The 18,177-nt window shown below is 60.9% G+C and carries 15 protein-coding genes and 1 pseudogene; 7 read left to right on the top strand and 9 right to left on the bottom strand.

From position 1 onward, the window contains the following. Position 1 precedes the first annotated feature (1 nt). A complete protein-coding gene (locus VF673_RS11755; protein WP_440292077.1) occupies positions 2 to 712 on the top strand; it encodes a hypothetical protein in 711 nt (236 codons plus the stop codon). 7 nt (positions 713 to 719) lie between these two features. Here VF673_RS11755 and cysN read toward each other — a convergent pair whose 3' ends face one another. The 4 genes from cysN to VF673_RS11735 form a co-directional block, all read right to left on the bottom strand. Then, positions 720 to 2,585 (bottom strand): sulfate adenylyltransferase subunit CysN, encoded by a 1,866-nt coding sequence (gene cysN, locus VF673_RS11750; protein WP_440292076.1) that lies wholly within the window; start codon positions 2,583 to 2,585, stop codon positions 720 to 722. Beyond that, a complete protein-coding gene (gene cysD, locus VF673_RS11745) occupies positions 2,585 to 4,039 on the bottom strand; it encodes a sulfate adenylyltransferase subunit CysD (protein ID WP_440292075.1) in 1,455 nt (484 codons plus the stop codon). The genes cysN and cysD overlap by 1 nt, the downstream gene beginning before the upstream one ends. Before the next feature lie 215 nt (positions 4,040 to 4,254). Further along, positions 4,255 to 4,410: a hypothetical protein gene (locus VF673_RS11740; RefSeq protein WP_440292074.1), complete on the bottom strand. Its 156-nt coding sequence runs from the start codon at positions 4,408 to 4,410 to the stop codon at positions 4,255 to 4,257. A gap of 14 nt (positions 4,411 to 4,424) precedes the next feature. Continuing rightward, the gene (locus tag VF673_RS11735) at positions 4,425 to 4,865 is read right to left on the bottom strand and encodes a YtoQ family protein (RefSeq protein WP_440292073.1); all 441 of its coding nucleotides are present in this window, start codon (positions 4,863 to 4,865) and stop codon (positions 4,425 to 4,427) included. 118 nt (positions 4,866 to 4,983) lie between these two features. Here VF673_RS11735 and VF673_RS11730 point away from each other — a divergent pair, with 118 nt between their 5' ends. Further along, positions 4,984 to 5,607 carry an SCO family protein gene (locus VF673_RS11730; protein ID WP_440292072.1) on the top strand — a complete coding sequence of 208 codons (624 nt, stop codon included), beginning with the start codon at positions 4,984 to 4,986 and terminating at the stop codon, positions 5,605 to 5,607. 2 nt (positions 5,608 to 5,609) lie between these two features. Further along, positions 5,610 to 6,248 (top strand): cytochrome c oxidase assembly protein, encoded by a 639-nt coding sequence (locus tag VF673_RS11725; RefSeq protein WP_440292071.1) that lies wholly within the window; start codon positions 5,610 to 5,612, stop codon positions 6,246 to 6,248. Between the two features lie 52 nt (positions 6,249 to 6,300). Here the strand turns inward: VF673_RS11725 and leuA are convergent, their stop codons facing one another. The 3 genes from leuA to xseA form a co-directional block, all read right to left on the bottom strand. Continuing rightward, positions 6,301 to 7,971, bottom strand: coding sequence for a 2-isopropylmalate synthase (leuA, locus tag VF673_RS11720; protein WP_440292070.1), 1,671 nt, complete (start codon positions 7,969 to 7,971; stop codon positions 6,301 to 6,303). A 311-nt stretch (positions 7,972 to 8,282) separates the two neighbouring features. After that, positions 8,283 to 9,557, bottom strand: a complete 1,275-nt coding sequence (locus VF673_RS11715) for a mechanosensitive ion channel family protein (protein WP_440292069.1) — start codon at positions 9,555 to 9,557, stop codon at positions 8,283 to 8,285. Between the two features lie 250 nt (positions 9,558 to 9,807). Next, a complete protein-coding gene (gene xseA / locus VF673_RS11710) occupies positions 9,808 to 11,187 on the bottom strand; it encodes an exodeoxyribonuclease VII large subunit (RefSeq protein ID WP_440292068.1) in 1,380 nt (459 codons plus the stop codon). 125 nt (positions 11,188 to 11,312) lie between these two features. Here xseA and guaB point away from each other — a divergent pair, with 125 nt between their 5' ends. The 3 genes and pseudogenes from guaB to VF673_RS11695 all read left to right on the top strand — a co-directional run. Beyond that, on the top strand, positions 11,313 to 12,785 hold the full coding sequence (gene guaB, locus VF673_RS11705; protein WP_440292067.1) for an IMP dehydrogenase: 1,473 nt from the start codon (positions 11,313 to 11,315) through the stop codon (positions 12,783 to 12,785). Between the two features lie 102 nt (positions 12,786 to 12,887). Then, positions 12,888 to 14,468, top strand: a complete 1,581-nt coding sequence (guaA, locus tag VF673_RS11700) for a glutamine-hydrolyzing GMP synthase (protein WP_440292066.1) — start codon at positions 12,888 to 12,890, stop codon at positions 14,466 to 14,468. Positions 14,469 to 14,579: 111 nt separating this feature from the next. Further along, positions 14,580 to 14,789, top strand: a pseudogene (locus VF673_RS11695) (IS91 family transposase); the annotation flags it as partial. Here the strand turns inward: VF673_RS11695 and tet(A) are convergent. Continuing rightward, positions 14,735 to 15,934 (bottom strand): tetracycline efflux MFS transporter Tet(A), encoded by a 1,200-nt coding sequence (gene tet(A), locus VF673_RS11690; protein WP_000804063.1) that lies wholly within the window; start codon positions 15,932 to 15,934, stop codon positions 14,735 to 14,737. The pseudogene VF673_RS11695 and the gene tet(A) sit on opposite strands and share 55 nt — an antisense overlap. Before the next feature lie 104 nt (positions 15,935 to 16,038). Here tet(A) and tetR(A) point away from each other — a divergent pair, with 104 nt between their 5' ends. Further along, entirely contained in the window at positions 16,039 to 16,665 is a 627-nt protein-coding gene (tetR(A), locus tag VF673_RS11685; protein WP_031606906.1) for a tetracycline resistance transcriptional repressor TetR(A), read from the top strand. A 579-nt stretch (positions 16,666 to 17,244) separates the two neighbouring features. On the opposite strand, the gene VF673_RS11680 is transcribed toward tetR(A), so the two are convergent. Next, positions 17,245 to 18,075 (bottom strand): APH(6)-I family aminoglycoside O-phosphotransferase, encoded by an 831-nt coding sequence (locus VF673_RS11680; protein WP_001391758.1) that lies wholly within the window; start codon positions 18,073 to 18,075, stop codon positions 17,245 to 17,247. Between the last annotated feature and the right edge of the window lie 102 nt (positions 18,076 to 18,177).

The raw sequence follows: 18,177 nt of genomic DNA, 5'->3' as shown, positions 1-18,177 counted from the left end.
CGTGGATTGGCTGCAAATTCATGTCGTTTATATCAATGAGATAATTTACAGGAGTTTTTTTGCCTATAACTCCAATCTGATCAGATACAGGGTGTGTGGTATCGATAACAGGCCACTCAATCTGGGGCTTTCTACGATCTACAACCGTGTCATCGAAGAGAATATCGATAAGGACGTCTGGTTGTTCTTTGTGCATGAGGATTACGAGATAAAATGTGATATTGATCACATTGCTGGCCTGTCCCCGGATGCCGTATACGGCAGCTTCGGTACCCGCTTGCAGGGTGATCATCCGGTTGGTTGGGGAATGCACTTATGCAGCAACAAGGATGGTAGCGAGGCCCTGGAAGTCGGGGTGGAGACCACCGAACCGGTAGCGGTTGATGTGCTTGATTGCCAGAGTGTACTGGTGCATACCAGCCTGTTGAGGCGTTTCCCGAAGTTGAGATTTGATGAAAAGCTTACGTTTGATCTCTATGCAGAAGATTTTTGTATCAATGCATCCCACCGCCATGGCGTGGAGATAAAGGTCTTTCCGTTGCAGTTCCAGCATTATTCTCACGGAAAAGTGACAGAGCGTTACTACGCAGGTTTGCGTTACCTGTCTGAAAAGTATCCCGATGTGGGCGTTGCCGGCCCCTGCTCTTTTATTGGTGGCCTTGCTACAGGGCTTGAGGAAAAGTACCAATATAATATCAAGGCACTTGAGTGATACGGTATTACCTCAGGTTCAGGATCATCTGCACGAGCGTTTCAACGCTCATCTCATGCGTCTTTACTGTCAGCGCGGGGTTTGTCGGCGCTTCGTAGGGGCTGTTGATTCCTGTCATATTCGGCAGTTCTCCTCGCCGGGCCTTCTTGTAAAGGCCCTTGGGATCACGCTCTTCGCATATCTCCAGGGGGGTGTCGACGAAAACCTCGATAAAGTTGTCTTCGCCGATCAGTTCGCGGGCCATTTGCCGCTCGGCCCGGAAGGGGCTGATAAAAGCGGTCATGACGATAAGTCCGGCGTCCATCATCAACTTAGCGACTTCCGCTATCCGGCGGATGTTTTCTACGCGGTCGGCATCGGTAAATCCCAGATCCCTGTTCAGTCCCTGGCGGATGTTATCGCCATCGAGGATGTAAGTGCGTTTGCCCTGGGCGTGCAGCTCTTTTTCCACGGCATTGGCGAGGGTGGATTTACCCGAGCCGGACAACCCGGTAAACCAGATGACCTTGCCGCTGTGGCCGTTGAGTCGTTCACGGTCGGCGCGGCTGATACTGAGTGCCTGGCGGTGTACGTTCTGGGCGCGGCGAAGGTTGTGGTTGATCAGCCCGGCGGCAACGGTGGCCTGGCTGAATCTGTCTACCAGGATAAAACTGCCCAGGTTGGTGGAGTCGGAATAGGGTGCAAAGGCCAGTGCGCGGCTGAGCGACAGGTTGCACACACTGATGTCGTTGAGGGCCAGCTGCTTACACGGCTCCAGTGCGCCGCTGTTGATGTTGATGCAATGCTTGATAGCGGTAATGGAGGCGCCTGCCCATTGGTTGGATAGCTTCAGCTCGTAGTTGCGGCCGGTCAATCCCGGTTCTTCATGCAGCCAGATGACAGTGGCTTCAAACTGGTCGGTCATATCCAGTGGTTGATCGGCGGCGGTGATGATATCACCCCGTGAAACGTCGATCTCCCGATCCAGTACCAGGGTGATGGCATCGCCACTTTCAGCTTTCTGCAGCTCGCCATCGAAGGTGACAATGCTTTTTACGTGGGCCATGTGTCCTGACGCTGTTACTCGTACTGCGTCGCCTACCAGCAGTTGGCCGCTTGCAAGACTCCCGGCAAAACCTCGGAAGCTGGTATCAGGACGGCAAACCCACTGCACCGGAAACAGCAATCGCTGACTCTGAGCATTGCTGGTGTCCACTGTTTCCAGGTAGCCCATCAGTGTCGGGCCCTTGTACCAGTGGCTGCGCGGCGAACGACTGGTGATGTTGTCGCCATCCAGAGCTGACAAGGGAATGGCGGTGATGCTGGCAAAGTTGAGCTGGTCGGCCAGTTGGGCGAACTCTCGCTCGATGGTGCGGAAGATGGTGGCATCAAAACCCACCGTGTCCATCTTGTTGATGGCCAGGACGATGTGGCGGATGCCCATGAGGGAGACGAGATAGGCATGGCGGCGGGTCTGGGTCTGTATGCCCTGTTTGGCGTTGACCAGAATCACTGCTACATCGGCAGTGGAGGCAGCGGTAACCATGTTGCGGGTATATTGTTCATGGCCGGGGGTGTCGGCAACAATGAATTTGCGTTTTGGAGTGGAGAAATACCGATAGGCCACGTCGATGGTAATACCCTGTTCACGCTCGGCGGCAAGGCCGTCTACCAGCAGTGCCAGGTCTACCTGTTCGCCTTGGGTGCCGTGGCGCCTGGAGTCAGCGGCGAGTGCGGCCAGTTGGTCGTCAAAGATCTGTTGCGACTCCCAGAGCAGACGTCCAATCAAGGTACTTTTGCCGTCGTCGACGCTGCCGCAGGTGATGAAGCGCAGAGTGCTTTGCGTGGATTGCTCGGTAAGCCAGCGATGCAGTTGTTCGGTGCGGTCGCTCATCAGAAGTATCCTTCCTGTTTTTTCTTCTCCATGGACCCTGCGCTGTCGGTATCGATCTTGCGCCCCTGGCGTTCGGATTGCCGGGTTTTGATTATCTCCAGAAGGATGTCTTGCAGGCTTGCCGCATCGGACTCCACGGCGCCGGTCAGCGGGTAACATCCGAGGGTGCGGAAGCGTATCTTGCGGATTTCGATCTGTTCACCTGGGAGCAGTTGGCAGCGATCATCATCCACCATGAGGATCATGTCGTCCCGCACCACCACTGGGCGATCCTTGGCGAAGTACAGGGGGACCATGGGTATCTGTTGGTGATAGATGTATTGCCAGATATCCAGCTCTGTCCAATTTGACAAGGGGAATACCCGAATGCTTTCGCCGGCATTCTTGCGAGTGTTATACAGATTCCAGAGTTCCGGGCGTTGGTTTTTAGGGTCCCAGCGGTGACTGGCACTGCGAAAGGAAAATATCCGTTCCTTGGCGCGGGATTTCTCCTCATCACGACGTGCCCCCCCGAATACGACGTCAAAGCGGTACTGATCCAGTGCCTGTTTAAGGCCTTCAGTCTTGGTGATATCCGTATGCAGGGCTGAGCCATGATCGAAGGGGTTGATATCTTTCTCGATGGCTGTGGGATTGGTGTGCACCAGGAGTTGCATGCCGCTCTGCTCGGCCATGTAATCGCGGAACTGGTACATCTCCTGAAATTTCCAGCGGGTATCCACATGCAGCAGGGGGAAGGGCGGGGGTGCAGGATAGAACGCCTTGCGTGCCAGGTGCAGCATCACACCGCTATCCTTGCCTATGGAGTACAGCATTACCGGGTTCTGTGATTCAGCTACCGCTTCACGGATGATCTGAATGCTTTCGGCTTCCAGGCGTCTCAGATGTGGTGATAACGACATGGGCATGGTGGCAGCATGTTGTGCCACAAGCTGTTCACTCAGTAGCGGGGGATAGACCGCGGGATAGCTGTGGATCTCGCTGCCTGGTGGCAGGTTGCGCAGCGTCTTTGCCAAGGCACCATGGGCGAACAAGGCGAGAGGCTTACCGATATGGGTTTGTAATTGCTGTAGTGCCTGGCGCAGCTCCCCAGGCTGCTCGCTGAGCAAGGGTAACCAGAAACGAGCGCCGCGAGCATCATTGGCATGCAAACAGGGGTGGCCACCCGGCAAGGCATATAGTTGAACGAACAACACCCGCTCGCGTTTGCGCCGGGCTTGTTCAAGAGCATATTGCAAGACCTGCTGTTTCAGCGGGCGTTGCAATTCATCCTGTAACCGCGCTGGCTGCAGCTCTGGTGGCCACAACGCCAGGCGGTTGATCAGTCGTTCGGCTGTACGCTTGGTACTTGCTTCGCCCAGTTGTTGCAAGTGCAGAAACGCCAGATCGGTGTCCCATATCTGCCTGGCATCAAGACCGAGCAGGTCCGGGTTCTTTGTCGCAATTTGCCCCATGATGTTTTTCTGTCTGGTGTGAAGTTGTGTATTTCGTTTTTGGTTGGTGTTTAATGCGCTGGTGCTGGTTGGTTGTCAGTATTTTATCATAATGCGACACGGAGTCGGTGTGGGATTCTGATATGGATGGCATGCAGTCTTGACAGGACTGACCTTGTCACGGGTGGTTGGGGCGTTGACGTCTACCCCTTTTAGATGCCAGACCAATCTTATGGTTATCGGCCTGTGGAAAAGTCGCGCTGCTCGATATCGCGAGAGATCTGCTGGTGGCTGGCCTGCCAGACGTAGCCCATGGAGTGGCCGAAGCGGTTGGTCAGTTCGTAGCCGGCGGAGGGTTTTTCCAGCAGTGAGATGAGCAGCGCGTGCTGCATCGACGGGCAGGCGCTCAGTCGCGCAGGACGTAGGAAAGAATCTCCACCACCTGCTCGGTGGTCGTAGCCCAGGCCATCGCCGCGGCATCTACCTCCTTGAGCGGATGGATGATGTCCTCCGCATGCAGGGTGATATAGGGTTTGCCCAGGGCGGCGCAGTAGCCCGCATCGAAGGCAGCATTCCACTGTTTGTACTTGTCGCCGAAACGGACCACTACCAGATCGCTCTGTTCGATCAGGGTCTTGGTGCGGATGGCGTTGACCTTGGCGGATTTGTGGTCGCGCCAGAAGGCCTTGTCCTCGGCGCCCAGGTGATCGCCGGCCGCATCGCTGGCGTCATGGTCGGTGACCGCCGAGGTGAACTCGATCTTCAGGCCACGGGCTTCTGCGCCGCGCTTGATCTCCTCCCGCCAATCGGTGTGAATCTCGCCGGACAGATAGGCTGTGAAATACATGTTGCCTCCCATTGTATGAACCGCCTGACCTTACCAAAGTCGGCGGCAAAGACAAAATCGTCGAGAGCGGCAAGCGACCAGGGGAACCTTGTTGTCGCTCGATCCCTCCATAACTGATATGAAGCGAATTTCGCGGGTAAACATGACGCGGCGCGCCAGACTGCTCGCTGTCGGGCTGGGAGCGCTGCTGCTCGCTGGGCTGCCGGTCGCCTACCTGGCCTGGCCGGCACCAACGCCCCCGCCTGCGAGCCTCTCGGCCACGGCGATCGAGAGTGTCCGTGTGCTGCGGGATCACCAGGGCGCCCCGGTGGCCGAGAATTGGCCGACCGAGAATGGGGCTCTGGTGTTCTTCGGTTTCACCCATTGCGCCGATATCTGTCCCACGACGCTGATCCGGGTGCGTGATGCCCTGAATCAGCTGGAGGACAGTGGCAGGCAACCGACGCCGACCTTCATCACCCTGGACCCGGAACGCGATATCATGGATCGGCTCGAGGCCTATCTGGGTTTCTTCGATCCCCGTATCCGGGGGTTGACCGGCAGCTCGCAGCAGATCGACCGGGTGGTTGAAACCTGGGGGCTGTATGCGCGCAGGGTCGACTTCGATAATACATACCTGCTCGATCACACCACGGCGCTGTTTCTGCTGGATAACCGGGGCGACTTGCTCGGGGTGCTGTCCGGTCAACTGGAGGCCGCTGAGCTGGCCCGTCGGATCCGGCAGCTGATGGACAGGGGGTGACAGTGGCTGCGGACAGGGTCAATCGCTGGGTATGGGTCGGTATCCTGATACTGGCATTGCTCTGGCTCGGCCCATTGCCGGCGCTGAGCCGCACCGCCTTCTCCGCGCACATGTTGTTGCACCTGGGGGTGGTGGCACTGGCTGCCCCGGTGTTGGCGCTGGGGCTGGTGCGTAGCGGGCGTCGTCTGCGCACCGGAGAGCGCTTCGCCACCGCAGCGGTGCTGATCTTCTCCCTCGAGATGCTGGTGGTCTGGGGCTGGCATCTGCCCGCATTGCACGAGGCCGCGGCGCGGCAGGTGGGCATCTTCGTGCTGCAGCAGTTGAGCTTCGTGGTGGTCGGGGCGGCGGTCTGGTGGCTGGCATTATCGGTCCGGCGGCGCAGCGAGCTGGTGGTGACCCTGCTCGGCTTTGCCCTGACCCTGATGCACATGACCATGCTTGGGGTGCTGTTGCTGCTGGCGCCGCGGCTGCTTTATCCGGCGGAGCTGTGCATGGGGTTGTTCGGTTTCACGGAGCTGGAGGATCAGCGGCTGGGCGGAGTGCTGATGGCGGCCTGGGGAGGACTGGCCTATCTGCTGGGCGGCTTGGTGCTGGGATGGCGGCTGATCTCGCCGGGCCGCGCAGCAGAGTCCACCGAATGAGCCTGCCCATGGCCTCTGGGGCGCATGGGCAGGCAGTGGTTCAGGCAGTGGTTCAGGCAGCTCTGGCGCTGCTCTGGCGCTGGGCGCGGTTCACGGCGCTGAACAGGGCCCTGAAACTGGCGGTAGTCAGGTTCTCGTCGATCCCGATGCCGTGCAGCGAGCGGCCGTTGTCCATGCGGATCTCGATATAGGCCGCGGCTCTGGCGTTGGTCCCCGAGCCGATGGCGTGCTCGTTGTAATCCATGATCTCGACCTTCACCGGCAGCGCATTGACCAGCGCCTCCAGCGGGCCCTTGCCGGTGCCGCGCCAGTGGTGATTCCGCCCCTGTTCCTGGACCTCGACATCCACTGCACTGGTGCCGTTCTCTTCCTGCAGACGGTGGCGGATCAGGGTGTAGGGCTCGCTGGCCTGGAGGTATTCGCGCTTGAGCAGGTCATGGATCTGCTGGGCGGTCATCTCCAGACCCAGCCGGTCGGTTTCGCCCTGAACCACCTGGCTGAACTCGATCTGCATGCGCCGCGGCAGGCTGATGCCGTACTCCTGCTCCAGCAGGTAGGTGATGCCGCCCTTGCCGGACTGGCTGTTGACGCGGATGACCGCCTCGTAGCTGCGACCGATATCCGCCGGGTCGATCGGCAGGTAGGGGACTTCCCAGATGCCATTCGGATCCTGCTGGGCGAAGCCCTTGCGGATCGCATCCTGGTGCGAGCCGGAGAAGGCGGTATGTACCAGATCTCCTACGTAGGGGTGGCGCGGATGCACCGGCAGCTGGTTGCACTCCTCCACAACCTTGCGTACGCCGTCGATATCGGAGAAATCCAGACCCGGATGCACGCCCTGGGTATAGAGGTTCAGCGCCAGGGTCACCAGACAGACGTTGCCGGTACGTTCACCATTGCCGAACAGGCAACCCTCGACCCGGTCGGCCCCGGCCAGCACGGCCATCTCGGAGGCGGCCACGCCGGTGCCCCGGTCGTTGTGGGTGTGCACACTGATCAGCACGCTGTCGCGGCGCTGGATGTGGCGACCGAACCACTCTATCTGGTCCGCGTACTGGTTCGGCATGCAGCATTCGATGGTGGCCGGCAGGTTCAGGATCAGCGGGTTCTGCGGGGTCGGATCGAATACCTCGATGACCGCGTTGCAGACCTCCACCGCAAAGTCGGTTTCGGTGGAGCTGAACACCTCGGGGGAGTATTCGAAGCCCCACTGGGTTTCGGGCGCCGCCTCGGCCAGCCGGCGGATGGTCTTGCCCGCCGCCACAGCGATGGCTTTCACCCCGGCCTGGTCCTGATTGAAGACAATGCGGCGGAAGCTCGGCGCGCAGGCATTGTAGTAATGCACTATGGCCCGCTTGGCGCCCTTGAGCGATTCGAAGGTGCGTTCGATCAGGTCATCCCGGGCCTGGGTCAGCACCTGGATGGTGACGTCATCGGGAATATGCCCGCCCTCGATCAGTTCGCGCACGAAATCGAAATCGGTCTGGGACGCCGAGGGGAAACCCACCTCGATCTCCTTCAGGCCGATGGCGACCAGGCACTTGAAGAAGCGCATCTTCTTCTCGGCGTCCATGGGCTCGATCAGCGACTGGTTGCCGTCGCGCAGGTCGGTGGACAGCCAGATCGGGGCCTTGTCCAGCACCTTGTTCGGCCAGGTGCGGTCGGGCAGGCTGATGGGCGCGAAGGCGCGGTATTTGCTGGACGGGTCAGGGAGCATGCTCATGGCGAAAATCCTGTTCGGTAACTGTGTTCTATGGCCGGAGGGCCGACGGTCGAATGGGCGAGTCGATGGTCTCAGCCCCGCAGTCGGCGGCTGACCAGACAGAGGCAGGCATGCTGCCGAAGAAGAATGAGGGTGCTTGGCGTTTTCATGCCGTAAATTCTAGGGCGGGATGGTTTTTGTGGCAATCGAAAGAGGAAAATAGCAATAAGCTGCTTGTTTTTGTCGTCATGGTGGGGTTGCGTTGCGCTGGATGGCGGATTTTTCCCCGGTACCGGCATAATTCGGCGCACCCGCAGGTGCGCCGACGATACTCAGCCGAGGGAGGAAACCCCGGCGTCCGGACTGGTGCGTCCGGCAGTACCCATTTCCCGCATGTCCTGGCCGCTGGGAGCCTGATACACGCGCAGCCCGAACTCGGGCAGTATGGCCAGCAGATGGTCGAAGATGTCCGACTGGATACCTTCGTACTCGACCCAGGCCACGGTATTGGTGAAACAGTAGAGCTCGATGGGCAGGCCTTCGGCCGTGGGGCTCAGCTGGCGGACGATCAGCGTCATGTCCTGATGGATGCCCGGGTGGCTGCGCAGGTAGCGCTCCACGTAGGCGCGGAAGGTGCCGATGTTGGTGATGCGTCGGGTGTTGACCGGCTCCTGTCCGCTCTCCTTCAGTTGACGGTTCCACTCCCCGATCTCCGCTTCCTTGGCGTTCAGATATTCATCCAGCAGGCGGAAGCGGTGCAGGTGGGCACGCTCGCGGTCATCCAGGAAATGCACGCTCTGCTGATCCAGCATGAGGGCGCGTTTGATGCGCCGCCCGCCGGACTCCTGCATGCCACGCCAGTTCTTGAAGGGATCACTGATCAGGCGTTTGGTCGGGATGGTGGTGATGGTCTTGTCCCAGTTCTGCACCTTGACCGTGTGCAGGGAAATATCGATCACGTCACCGTCGGCGTTCAGGGCAGGCATCTCGATCCAGTCGCCCACACGCACTATGTCATTGGAATTGATCTGCACGCTGGCCACCAGCGACAGCAGCGTGTCCTGGAAGATCAACATCAATACCGCCGCCATGGCACCCAGGCCGGACAACAGGATCAGCGGTGAGCGATCGATCAGGGTGGCAATGATCAGGATGGTGGCGATCGAGTAGATGACGATATTGATCAGCTGGATGTAGCCCTTGATCGGCTTCTCATGCGCCTTCGGACGTCGTGAGTAGATCGTGTTGACCAGATTCAGCGCGCCGGTGATGGACAACGCTATGGTGAGAATGATGAAGGCGCCGCAGACGTTGCGCACTATTGTGACCACAGTCTCGGGCAGCCCCGGAACCAGGCTGATACCGACGGACAGGACCAGTGCCGGAACGACATTGGCCAGCCGCGAGATGATGGGTGATTGATGCAGGCTCTGGTCGCGACCCAAGGGTGTGGCACGCAGCAGGCGCGTGAGTCCCCGGATGAGAATGCGCTTGACGACCCAGTTGGCGATCCAGGCGCCGAGAATCAGGGCGGTGAGGGCGATGAGCGTATACAGCTGGGGATAGCGCTCCAGCCAGTTGATGACGTCGTTGTATTGCGATTCCATAACTTTCCACAGGGTTGGTGAATGGACGCGCCCCAGGTGAAGCGCGGGCCCATCCTAGCAAAGTCTGGTGACAAAGCCGTAATCGACTGCGGCGTAATCGGTGTCAGGTGCCACGACTGGTGGCGTAGCGCAGGATCGCTATCCTCGGTATTGCCCTCGGGTTGTCGAGCGCCTGCTCAACGACGATGCTGGTTCGTCGGTGCAGGCGCAGTGGCCGAATGCCGCAGGGAGGTCAGGCTCCGGATGCCGGTCAGTCGAGCAGCGATAGAGTATGTGGCTGCTCTGCCTCGACCCGCAGTGTCAGCCGCCCCTCCCCGAGTCGCGCTTCCAGCTGCTGGCCGGGGCGGGTTTCATGCTGGCTGCGGATGGCCTTGCCTTGCTGGTCCAGCAGAATGCTGTAGCCGCGTCCCAGAGTGGCCAGCGGGCTGACCAGGTGCAGGCCCTGGGCTGCACTTTCCAGACGTTGGCGGCGCTGCTGCAACTGCAGCTCGATGGCACGTGGCAGGCGCTGCTGCAGTTGGTCAAGGCGCTCCTGCAGCAGGCCCAGCAGCCGCTCCGGATGCTGGTGCTGGAGGCGAGCGCGCAGATGGGTCAGCCGTTGCAGGCGCTGTTCGAGCCGATGTTGCCAGGCGCGGCGCAGGCGCAGTTCCAGCTCATCCAGGCGCTGGCTCTGCTGAGCCAGTCGCTCGCCGGGATGACGCAGGCGACGGCGCAAGGCGTCCAGTCGCAGCCGCTCCCGCTCCAGGCGGACCTTCATGCATTGCTGCAGCTGGCGGTGGATGCGTTGCAGTTGGACCAGCATGGCCTGGGTATCCGGGCTGAGCAGTTCGGCCGCAGCGGAGGGAGTGGGGGCGCGTACGTCGGCAACGAAGTCGCTGATGGATACATCGGTCTCGTGCCCGACAGCGCTGATCACCGGGGTGCGGCAGGCGGCCACGGCCCGGGCGACCATTTCCTCGTTGAATGGCCAGAGATCTTCCAGCGAGCCGCCGCCCCGGGCGAGAATCAGGGCGTCGAAGCCGGCCCTATCGGCCCGTTCCAGCGCCTGTACTATCTGCGGCGCCGCCTCGCGGCCCTGGACGGCCGTGGGGCTGATCACCAGTTCGATGAAGGGCGCGCGCCGGCCGAACACGCTGATGATGTCACGCACCGCCGCGCCGCTGGGCGAGGTGATGATGCCGATCCGGGTCGGGTGCGAGGGCAGTGGGCGCTTGCGTCCGGCGGCGAACAGGCCCTCGGCCTGCAGCCGGGCCTTGAGCGCCTCGAAGGCCTGGCGCAGTGCGCCGTCGCCGGCCGGTTCCACCGCATCAAGGATCATCTGGTAGTCGCCGCGCCCCTCATAGAGGCTGACCCGGCCGCGGGCGCGTACCAGCAGACCGTCACGCAGGTCCATGCGCACCCTGGCCGCATTCTGGCGGAACAGGGCACAGCGTACCTGGGCACCGCTGTCCTTGAGGGTGAAGTACAGGTGGCCGGAGGACGGGCGGGCGAGGTTCGACAGCTCGCCCTCGACCCAGACCGCGGGGAAGACTTCTTCGAGCAGCCGCCGGGCGCGGGCGTTGAGCTGACTGACGGTCAGCACCTCGCGTTCTGTGCCCAGTTGGCGGAATATGGCGTCATCATTGTTCATGCGCGCATGTTAGCAGTTCGGCGACGTCAGCTTAATGCCTGAAATCAGGCTCAATGCAATTGAGTACCTGGCGCCGCGAGGGTATAATGGCGCGCTTCCATTTTTCCCGCTCGGGAGCTCCCGCTATGCTGCGTATTCGCCAAGAAGCCCTTACCTTTGATGACATTCTCCTGATGCCCGGATATTCCGAGGTGTTGCCCAAGGACGTGTGTCTTAAGACACATCTGACTCGCGGGATCGAGCTGAGCATGCCACTGGTGTCGGCTGCCATGGATACCGTGACCGAAGCTCGCCTGGCCATTGCCATGGCCCAGGAAGGCGGCATCGGCATCATCCACAAGAACATGACCATCGAGCAGCAGGCCAATGAGGTGCGCAAGGTCAAGAAGTTCGAGTCCGGTGTAGTCAAGGACCCGATCACCATTGACGCCGACGCCACCGTGGCACAGCTGTTCGAGCTGACTCACCAGAACAACATCTCCGGTGTACCGGTGCTCTACAACGGTGATCTGGTAGGTATAGTCACCTCCCGGGACATCCGTTTCGAAACCCGCCTGGATGCCCGTGTTCGCGACGTCATGACCCCCAAGGAACGCCTGGTGACCGTCAAGGAGGGTTCCTCCACCAGTGAAGTGCGCAAACTGCTGCACAAGCACCGCATCGAGCGGGTGCTGGTGGTCGATGATGCCTTCCGCCTCAAGGGCATGATGACTGTCAACGACATCGAGAAGGCCAAGGCCTACCCGCTGGCTAGCAAAGACGAGCACGGCCAGCTTCGCGTGGGTGCTGCGGTCGGCACCGGCGCCGAGACCGAGGAGCGGGTGACCGCGCTGGTCAAGGCCGGCGTGGACGTGATCATCGTCGACACCGCCCACGGCCACTCCAAGGGCGTGCTGGACCGGGTGCGCTGGGTCAAGCAGACCTTCCCGGAAATTCAGGTGGTAGGCGGCAATATCGCGACCGGCGCTGCGGCGCTGGCCCTGGTGGCCGCTGGCGCAGACGCGGTCAAGGTCGGCATCGGCCCGGGCTCCATCTGCACCACCCGTATCGTTGCCGGCGTCGGTGTGCCGCAGATCACCGCGATCGCCGATGTGGCCGCCGCGCTGAAGGACACCGGTGTGCCGCTGATCGCCGATGGTGGCATCCGCTTCTCCGGTGATCTGGCCAAGGCCATCGCCGCCGGGGCCTCGGTGGTAATGATGGGCTCCATGTTCGCCGGTACCGAAGAGTCGCCCGGGGAGATCGAGCTGTTCCAGGGCCGCTCCTACAAGGCTTATCGCGGCATGGGGTCGCTGGGTGCCATGGCCAATGCCAATGGAGGTTCCGCCGACCGCTACTTCCAGGACACCTCCACCGGTGCGGAGAAGCTGGTGCCCGAGGGCATCGAAGGCCGTGTGCCCTACAAGGGAGCCCTGGCGGCCATCATCCATCAGCTGATGGGCGGCCTGCGTGCGGCCATGGGTTACACCGGCTGCGCGACCATCGAAGAGATGCGCACCAAGCCCGAGTTCGTCCGCATCACCGGTGCCGGCATGACCGAGTCCCACGTGCATGACGTGCAGATCACCAAAGAGGCGCCCAACTATCGGGTCGGCTGATCCGGACCCCAGAAACACCGGCGCCGGAACCGGCAGCTTCCATCCCCAGCGGATGGGAGCTGTCGCTTCCGGCTTTCAGTATCCAGCTCTTGAAGGCATACCATGGCTCAACATGATATTCACGCACACCGCATCCTGATTCTGGATTTCGGTTCCCAGTACACCCAACTGATTGCCCGGCGGGTGCGGGAGATAGGCGTCTACTGCGAGATTCATCCCTGGGACATGGAGGCCGAGGCCATCCGCGCCTTCGCGCCCAAGGGCATCATTCTCGCCGGCGGCCCCGAGTCGGTCACCGCCGAGGGCAGCCCGCGGGCCCCGGAGCTGGTGTTCGAGCTGGGGGTGCCCGTGCTGGGTATCTGCTACGGCATGCAGACCATGGCTACCCAGCTGGGCGGCCGGGTCGAGGGCAGCAATGTCCGTGAGTTCGGCTATGCCTGCGTGGATCTGGTCGGCAAGAGCGCCTTCCTCGACGGCATCGAGGACGCGGTGGCCGATGACGGTGTACTGACGCTGGATGTATGGATGAGCCACGGCGACAAGGTGATCGCGCTCCCCGAGGGCTTCAAGGTGATCGCCAGCACGCCGAGCTGTGCCATTGCCGCCATGGCCGACGAGAACCGTCGTTTCTACGGCGTGCAGTTCCATCCGGAAGTGACCCACACCAAGCAGGGCCTGCGCATCCTGTCGCGCTTCCTGCTGGAAATCTGCGCCTGTGAGGCACTCTGGACGCCGGCGCATATCGTCGAGGACGCCATTGCCCGGGTTCGTGCCCAGGTCGGCGATGCCAAGGTACTGCTGGGCCTGTCCGGTGGCGTGGACTCCTCGGTGGTTGCCGCGCTGCTGCACAAGGCCATCGGTGATCAGCTGACCTGCGTATTCGTCGACAACGGCCTGCTGCGTCTGCATGAAGGGGACCAGGTCATGGCCATGTTCGCCGAGAACATGGGGGTCAAGGTGATCCGGGCCAACGCCCAGGACAAGTTCCTGTCCCGTCTGCTGGGCGTGACCGATCCGGAGGCCAAGCGCAAGATCATCGGCCGTACCTTCATCGAGGTATTCGATGAGGAAGCCACCAAACTCGAGGGCATCAAGTTCCTTGCCCAGGGCACCATCTACCCCGACGTGATCGAGTCTGCCGCCACCAAGAACGGCAAGGCCCATGTGATCAAGTCCCACCACAACGTTGGTGGTCTGCCCGAAGACATGGCCTTCGAACTGGTCGAGCCGCTGCGCGAACTGTTCAAGGACGAGGTACGCAAGATCGGTCTGGAACTGGGCTTGCCCTATGACATGGTCTACCGTCACCCCTTCCCGGGTCCGGGGCTGGGTGTGCGCATCCTCGCCGAGGTACGCAAGGAGTACGCTGACATCCTGCGCCACGCCGACCACATCTTCATCGAGGAGCTGCGCAAGGCCGACCTGTATCACAAGACCAGTCAGGCCTTTGCCGTGTTCCTGCCGATCAAGTCGGTGGGCGTGGTTGGTGATGCCCGTCGCTACGAATGGGTGATCGCCCTGCGTGCAGTGGAAACCATCGACTTCATGACCGCTCGCTGGGCGCATCTGCCCTACGAGTTCCTGGAGAAGGTGTCCAACAGGATCATCAATGAAATCAGCGGTGTCTCCCGGGTCACCTACGATATTTCCAGCAAGCCGCCGGCCACCATCGAGTGGGAGTGACGGGCACTGGCTGGCAATGTCTAGCAACGGCAGGCATTTCGGCTGAGGGTAAAAGAACTTTCCGCTAAGCGATAGACTGTATGTAAACACAGTATTGCAAGGACGCGGAACATGCCTCATGTGGCGGCCAGGACGGCCAGCCGGGATCGGGATACTGGTCGTTACCAGAGCCACCGACCCGAGCAAACCCTTCTCTATCAGATCGTTGACGAGTATTACCCGGCATTCGCTGCGCTTATGGCAGAGCAGGGAAAGGAATTGCCGGGCTATGTGCAACGGGAATTTGAAGAATTTCTCCAAAGCCCGCGACGCAGCGCCGGCAGGCAGAGCAAGTAGAGGGCAGCGCCTGCAATCCATGCCCACCCGTTCCACGTTGTTATAGAAGCCGCATAGATCGCCGTGAAGAGGAGGGGTCCGACGATCGAGGTCAGGCTGGTGAGCGCCGCCAGTGAGCCTTGCAGCTGCCCCTGACGTTCCTCATCCACCTGCCTGGACAACATTGCTTGCAGCGCCGGCATTCCGATGCCACCCGAAGCAAGCAGGACCATGATCGGGAACGCCATCCATCCCCGTGTCGCGAAGGCAAGCAGGATGTAGCCTGTGCCGTCGGCAATCATTCCGAGCATGAGTGCCCGCCTTTCGCCGAGCCGGGCGGCTACAGGGCCGGTGATCATTGCCTGGGCGAGTGAATGCAGAATGCCAAATGCGGCAAGCGAAATGCCGATCGTGGTCGCGTCCCAGTGAAAGCGATCCTCGCCGAAAATGACCCAAAGCGCGGCCGGCACCTGTCCGACAAGTTGCATGATGAAGAAGACCGCCATCAGGGCGGCGACGACGGTCATGCCCCGGGCCCACCGGAACGAAGCGAGCGGGTTGAGAGCCTCCCGGCGTAACGGCCGGCGTTCGCCTTTGTGCGACTCCGGCAAAAGGAAACAGCCCGTCAGGAAATTGAGGCCGTTCAAGGCTGCCGCGGCGAAGAACGGAGCGTGGGGGGAGAAACCGCCCATCAGCCCACCGAGCACAGGTCCCGCGACCATCCCGAACCCGAAACAGGCGCTCATGAAGCCGAAGTGCCGCGCGCGCTCATCGCCATCAGTGATATCGGCAATATAAGCGCCGGCTACCGCCCCAGTCGCCCCGGTGATGCCGGCCACGATCCGCCCGATATAGAGAACCCAAAGGAAAGGCGCCGTCGCCATGATGGCGTAGTCGACAGCAGCGCCGGCCAGCGAGACGAGCAAGACCGGCCGCCGCCCGAAACGATCCGACAGCGCGCCCAGCACAGGTGCGCAGGCAAATTGCATCAACGCATACAGCGCCAGCAGAATGCCATAGTGGGCGGTGACGTCGTTCGAGTGAACCAGATCGCGCAGGAGGCCCGGCAGCACCGGCATAATCAGGCCGATGCCGACAGCGTCGAGCGCGACAGTGCTCAGAATTACGATCAGGGGTCTGTTGGGTTTCACGTCTGGCCTCCGGACCAGCCTCCGCTGGTCCGATTGAACGCGCGGATTCTTTATCACTGATAAGTTGGTGGACATATTAGTTTATCAGTGATAAAGTGTCAAGCATGACAAAGTTGCAGCCGAATACAGTGATCCGTGCCGCCCTGGACCTGTTGAACGAGGTCGGCGTAGACGGTCTGACGACACGCAAACTGGCGGAACGGTTGGGGGTTCAGCAGCCGGCGCTTTACTGGCACTTCAGGAACAAGCGGGCGCTGCTCGACGCACTGGCCGAAGCCATGCTGGCGGAGAATCATACGCATTCGGTGCCGAGAGCCGACGACGACTGGCGCTCATTTCTGATCGGGAATGCCCGCAGCTTCAGGCAGGCGCTGCTCGCCTACCGCGATGGCGCGCGCATCCATGCCGGCACGCGACCGGGCGCACCGCAGATGGAAACGGCCGACGCGCAGCTTCGCTTCCTCTGCGAGGCGGGTTTTTCGGCCGGGGACGCCGTCAATGCGCTGATGACAATCAGCTACTTCACTGTTGGGGCCGTGCTTGAGGAGCAGGCCGGCGGCACCGTTGAACAGGCTCCGCTCTCGCCGCTGTTGCGGGCCGCGATAGACGCCTTCGACGAAGCCGGTCCGGACGCAGCGTTCGAGCAGGGACTCGCGGTGATTGTCGATGGATTGGCGAAAAGGAGGCTCGTTGTCAGGAACGTTGAAGGACCGAGAAAGGGTGACGATTGATCAGGACCGCTGCCGGAGCGCAACCCACTCACTACAGCAGAGCCATGTAGACAACATCCCCTCCCCCTTTCCACCGCGTCAGACGCCCGTAGCAGCCCGCTACGGGCTTTTTCATGCCCTGCCCTAGCGTCCAAGCCTCACGGCCGCGCTCGGCCTCTCTGGCGGCCTTCTGGCGCTCCTGCTGCGGCGTCCGCTCGTGGGCCGTGGCGCGGGTCCGCGCGCCGGCCTCGTGCGCCTGGCGCTCGCGGGCGAGGTCCAGGGCGGCCGTCTTCACGTTCTGCCTTGCGCAGATGAGATAGATCTAGCGTGGACTCAAGGCTCTCGCGAATGGCTCGCGTTGGAAACTTTCATTGACACTTGAGGGGCACCGCAGGGAAATTCTCGTCCTTGCGAGAACCGGCTATGTCGTGCTGCGCATCGAGCCTGCGCCCTTGGCTTGTCTCGCCCCTCTCCGCGTCGCTACGGGGCTTCCAGGGGTCGTTTGCGGGAAGGGGCGAAATCCTACGCTAAGGCTTTGGCCAACGATATTCTCCGGTAAGATTGATGTGTTCCCAGGGGATAGGAGAAGTCGCTTGATATCTAGTATGACGTCTGTCGCACCTGCTTGATCGCGGCCGCGATAGCTAGATCGCGTTGCTCCTCTTCTCCATCCGCGTTCCAAGCTGCGGAAAGGCACCCATAAGCGTACGCCTGGTCGAGCAGGCGACGCGGATCGACGTCCAGCGCACGAGAGAATGCGTCCGCCATCTGTGCAATGCGTCTAGGATCGAGACAAAGGTCGTCTCTGTCAGCCGGATCGTAGAACATATTGGCGGCGCCAAAGCCCACTTCACCGACCAGACCGACGGGATCTATCACCAGCCAGCCGCGACTGGAGAACATGATGTTTTCATGATGCAGATCGCCATGTAGCCCACGCAGTTCCGAGGCATTGCTCATCATTTGATCGGCTATAATCGCCGCGTGGACGTAGTCAGTTTGACAACCTGCGTTTTGATCATCGCGCGCCCGCTGAAACAAAGCTGCAAAGCGATCCCGGATCGGGAGAAGGGCAGAAGGCAGGGGTTCCTCAGATGCGGCATACAGCTTCGCCATTAGTTCCGCTGCAATTTCGGTCGCCTGGTAGTCGCCGTGCTCGGCAACGATGTGAGAGAGCATTCGCTCCCCGGCATATTCGAGCAACATCAGATTGTTCTCACGACCGAGCAACCGGACTGCTCCCCTCCCATTGCGCCATACCAGATAGTCGGCCCCGCGCAGTTCATCAGCAATGTCTTCTATAGGTTTCAATCCCTTGACGATTGCAGGAGTCCCGTCTGGCAATGAAACTTTCCAAACGAGGCTGGAAAAGGTGTCCGCAATGAGAACAGGTTGCGAAACGTGCCAATGAGCAGGAAAAACAGGCGGCATGAACGCCTGGCACAGCGGATCGCAAACCTGGCGCGGCTTTTGGTACAAAAGGCATGACAGGTTTGCGAATCCGTTGCTGCCACTTGTTAACCCTTTTGCCAG

This window comes from Halopseudomonas sp. Lyrl_26 (assembly GCF_051948695.1).
Classification (GTDB): domain Bacteria; phylum Pseudomonadota; class Gammaproteobacteria; order Pseudomonadales; family Pseudomonadaceae; genus Halopseudomonas; species Halopseudomonas formosensis.
Note: the sequence above shows the minus strand (reverse complement) of the source record. Positions and strands in the feature narration are given on the sequence as shown.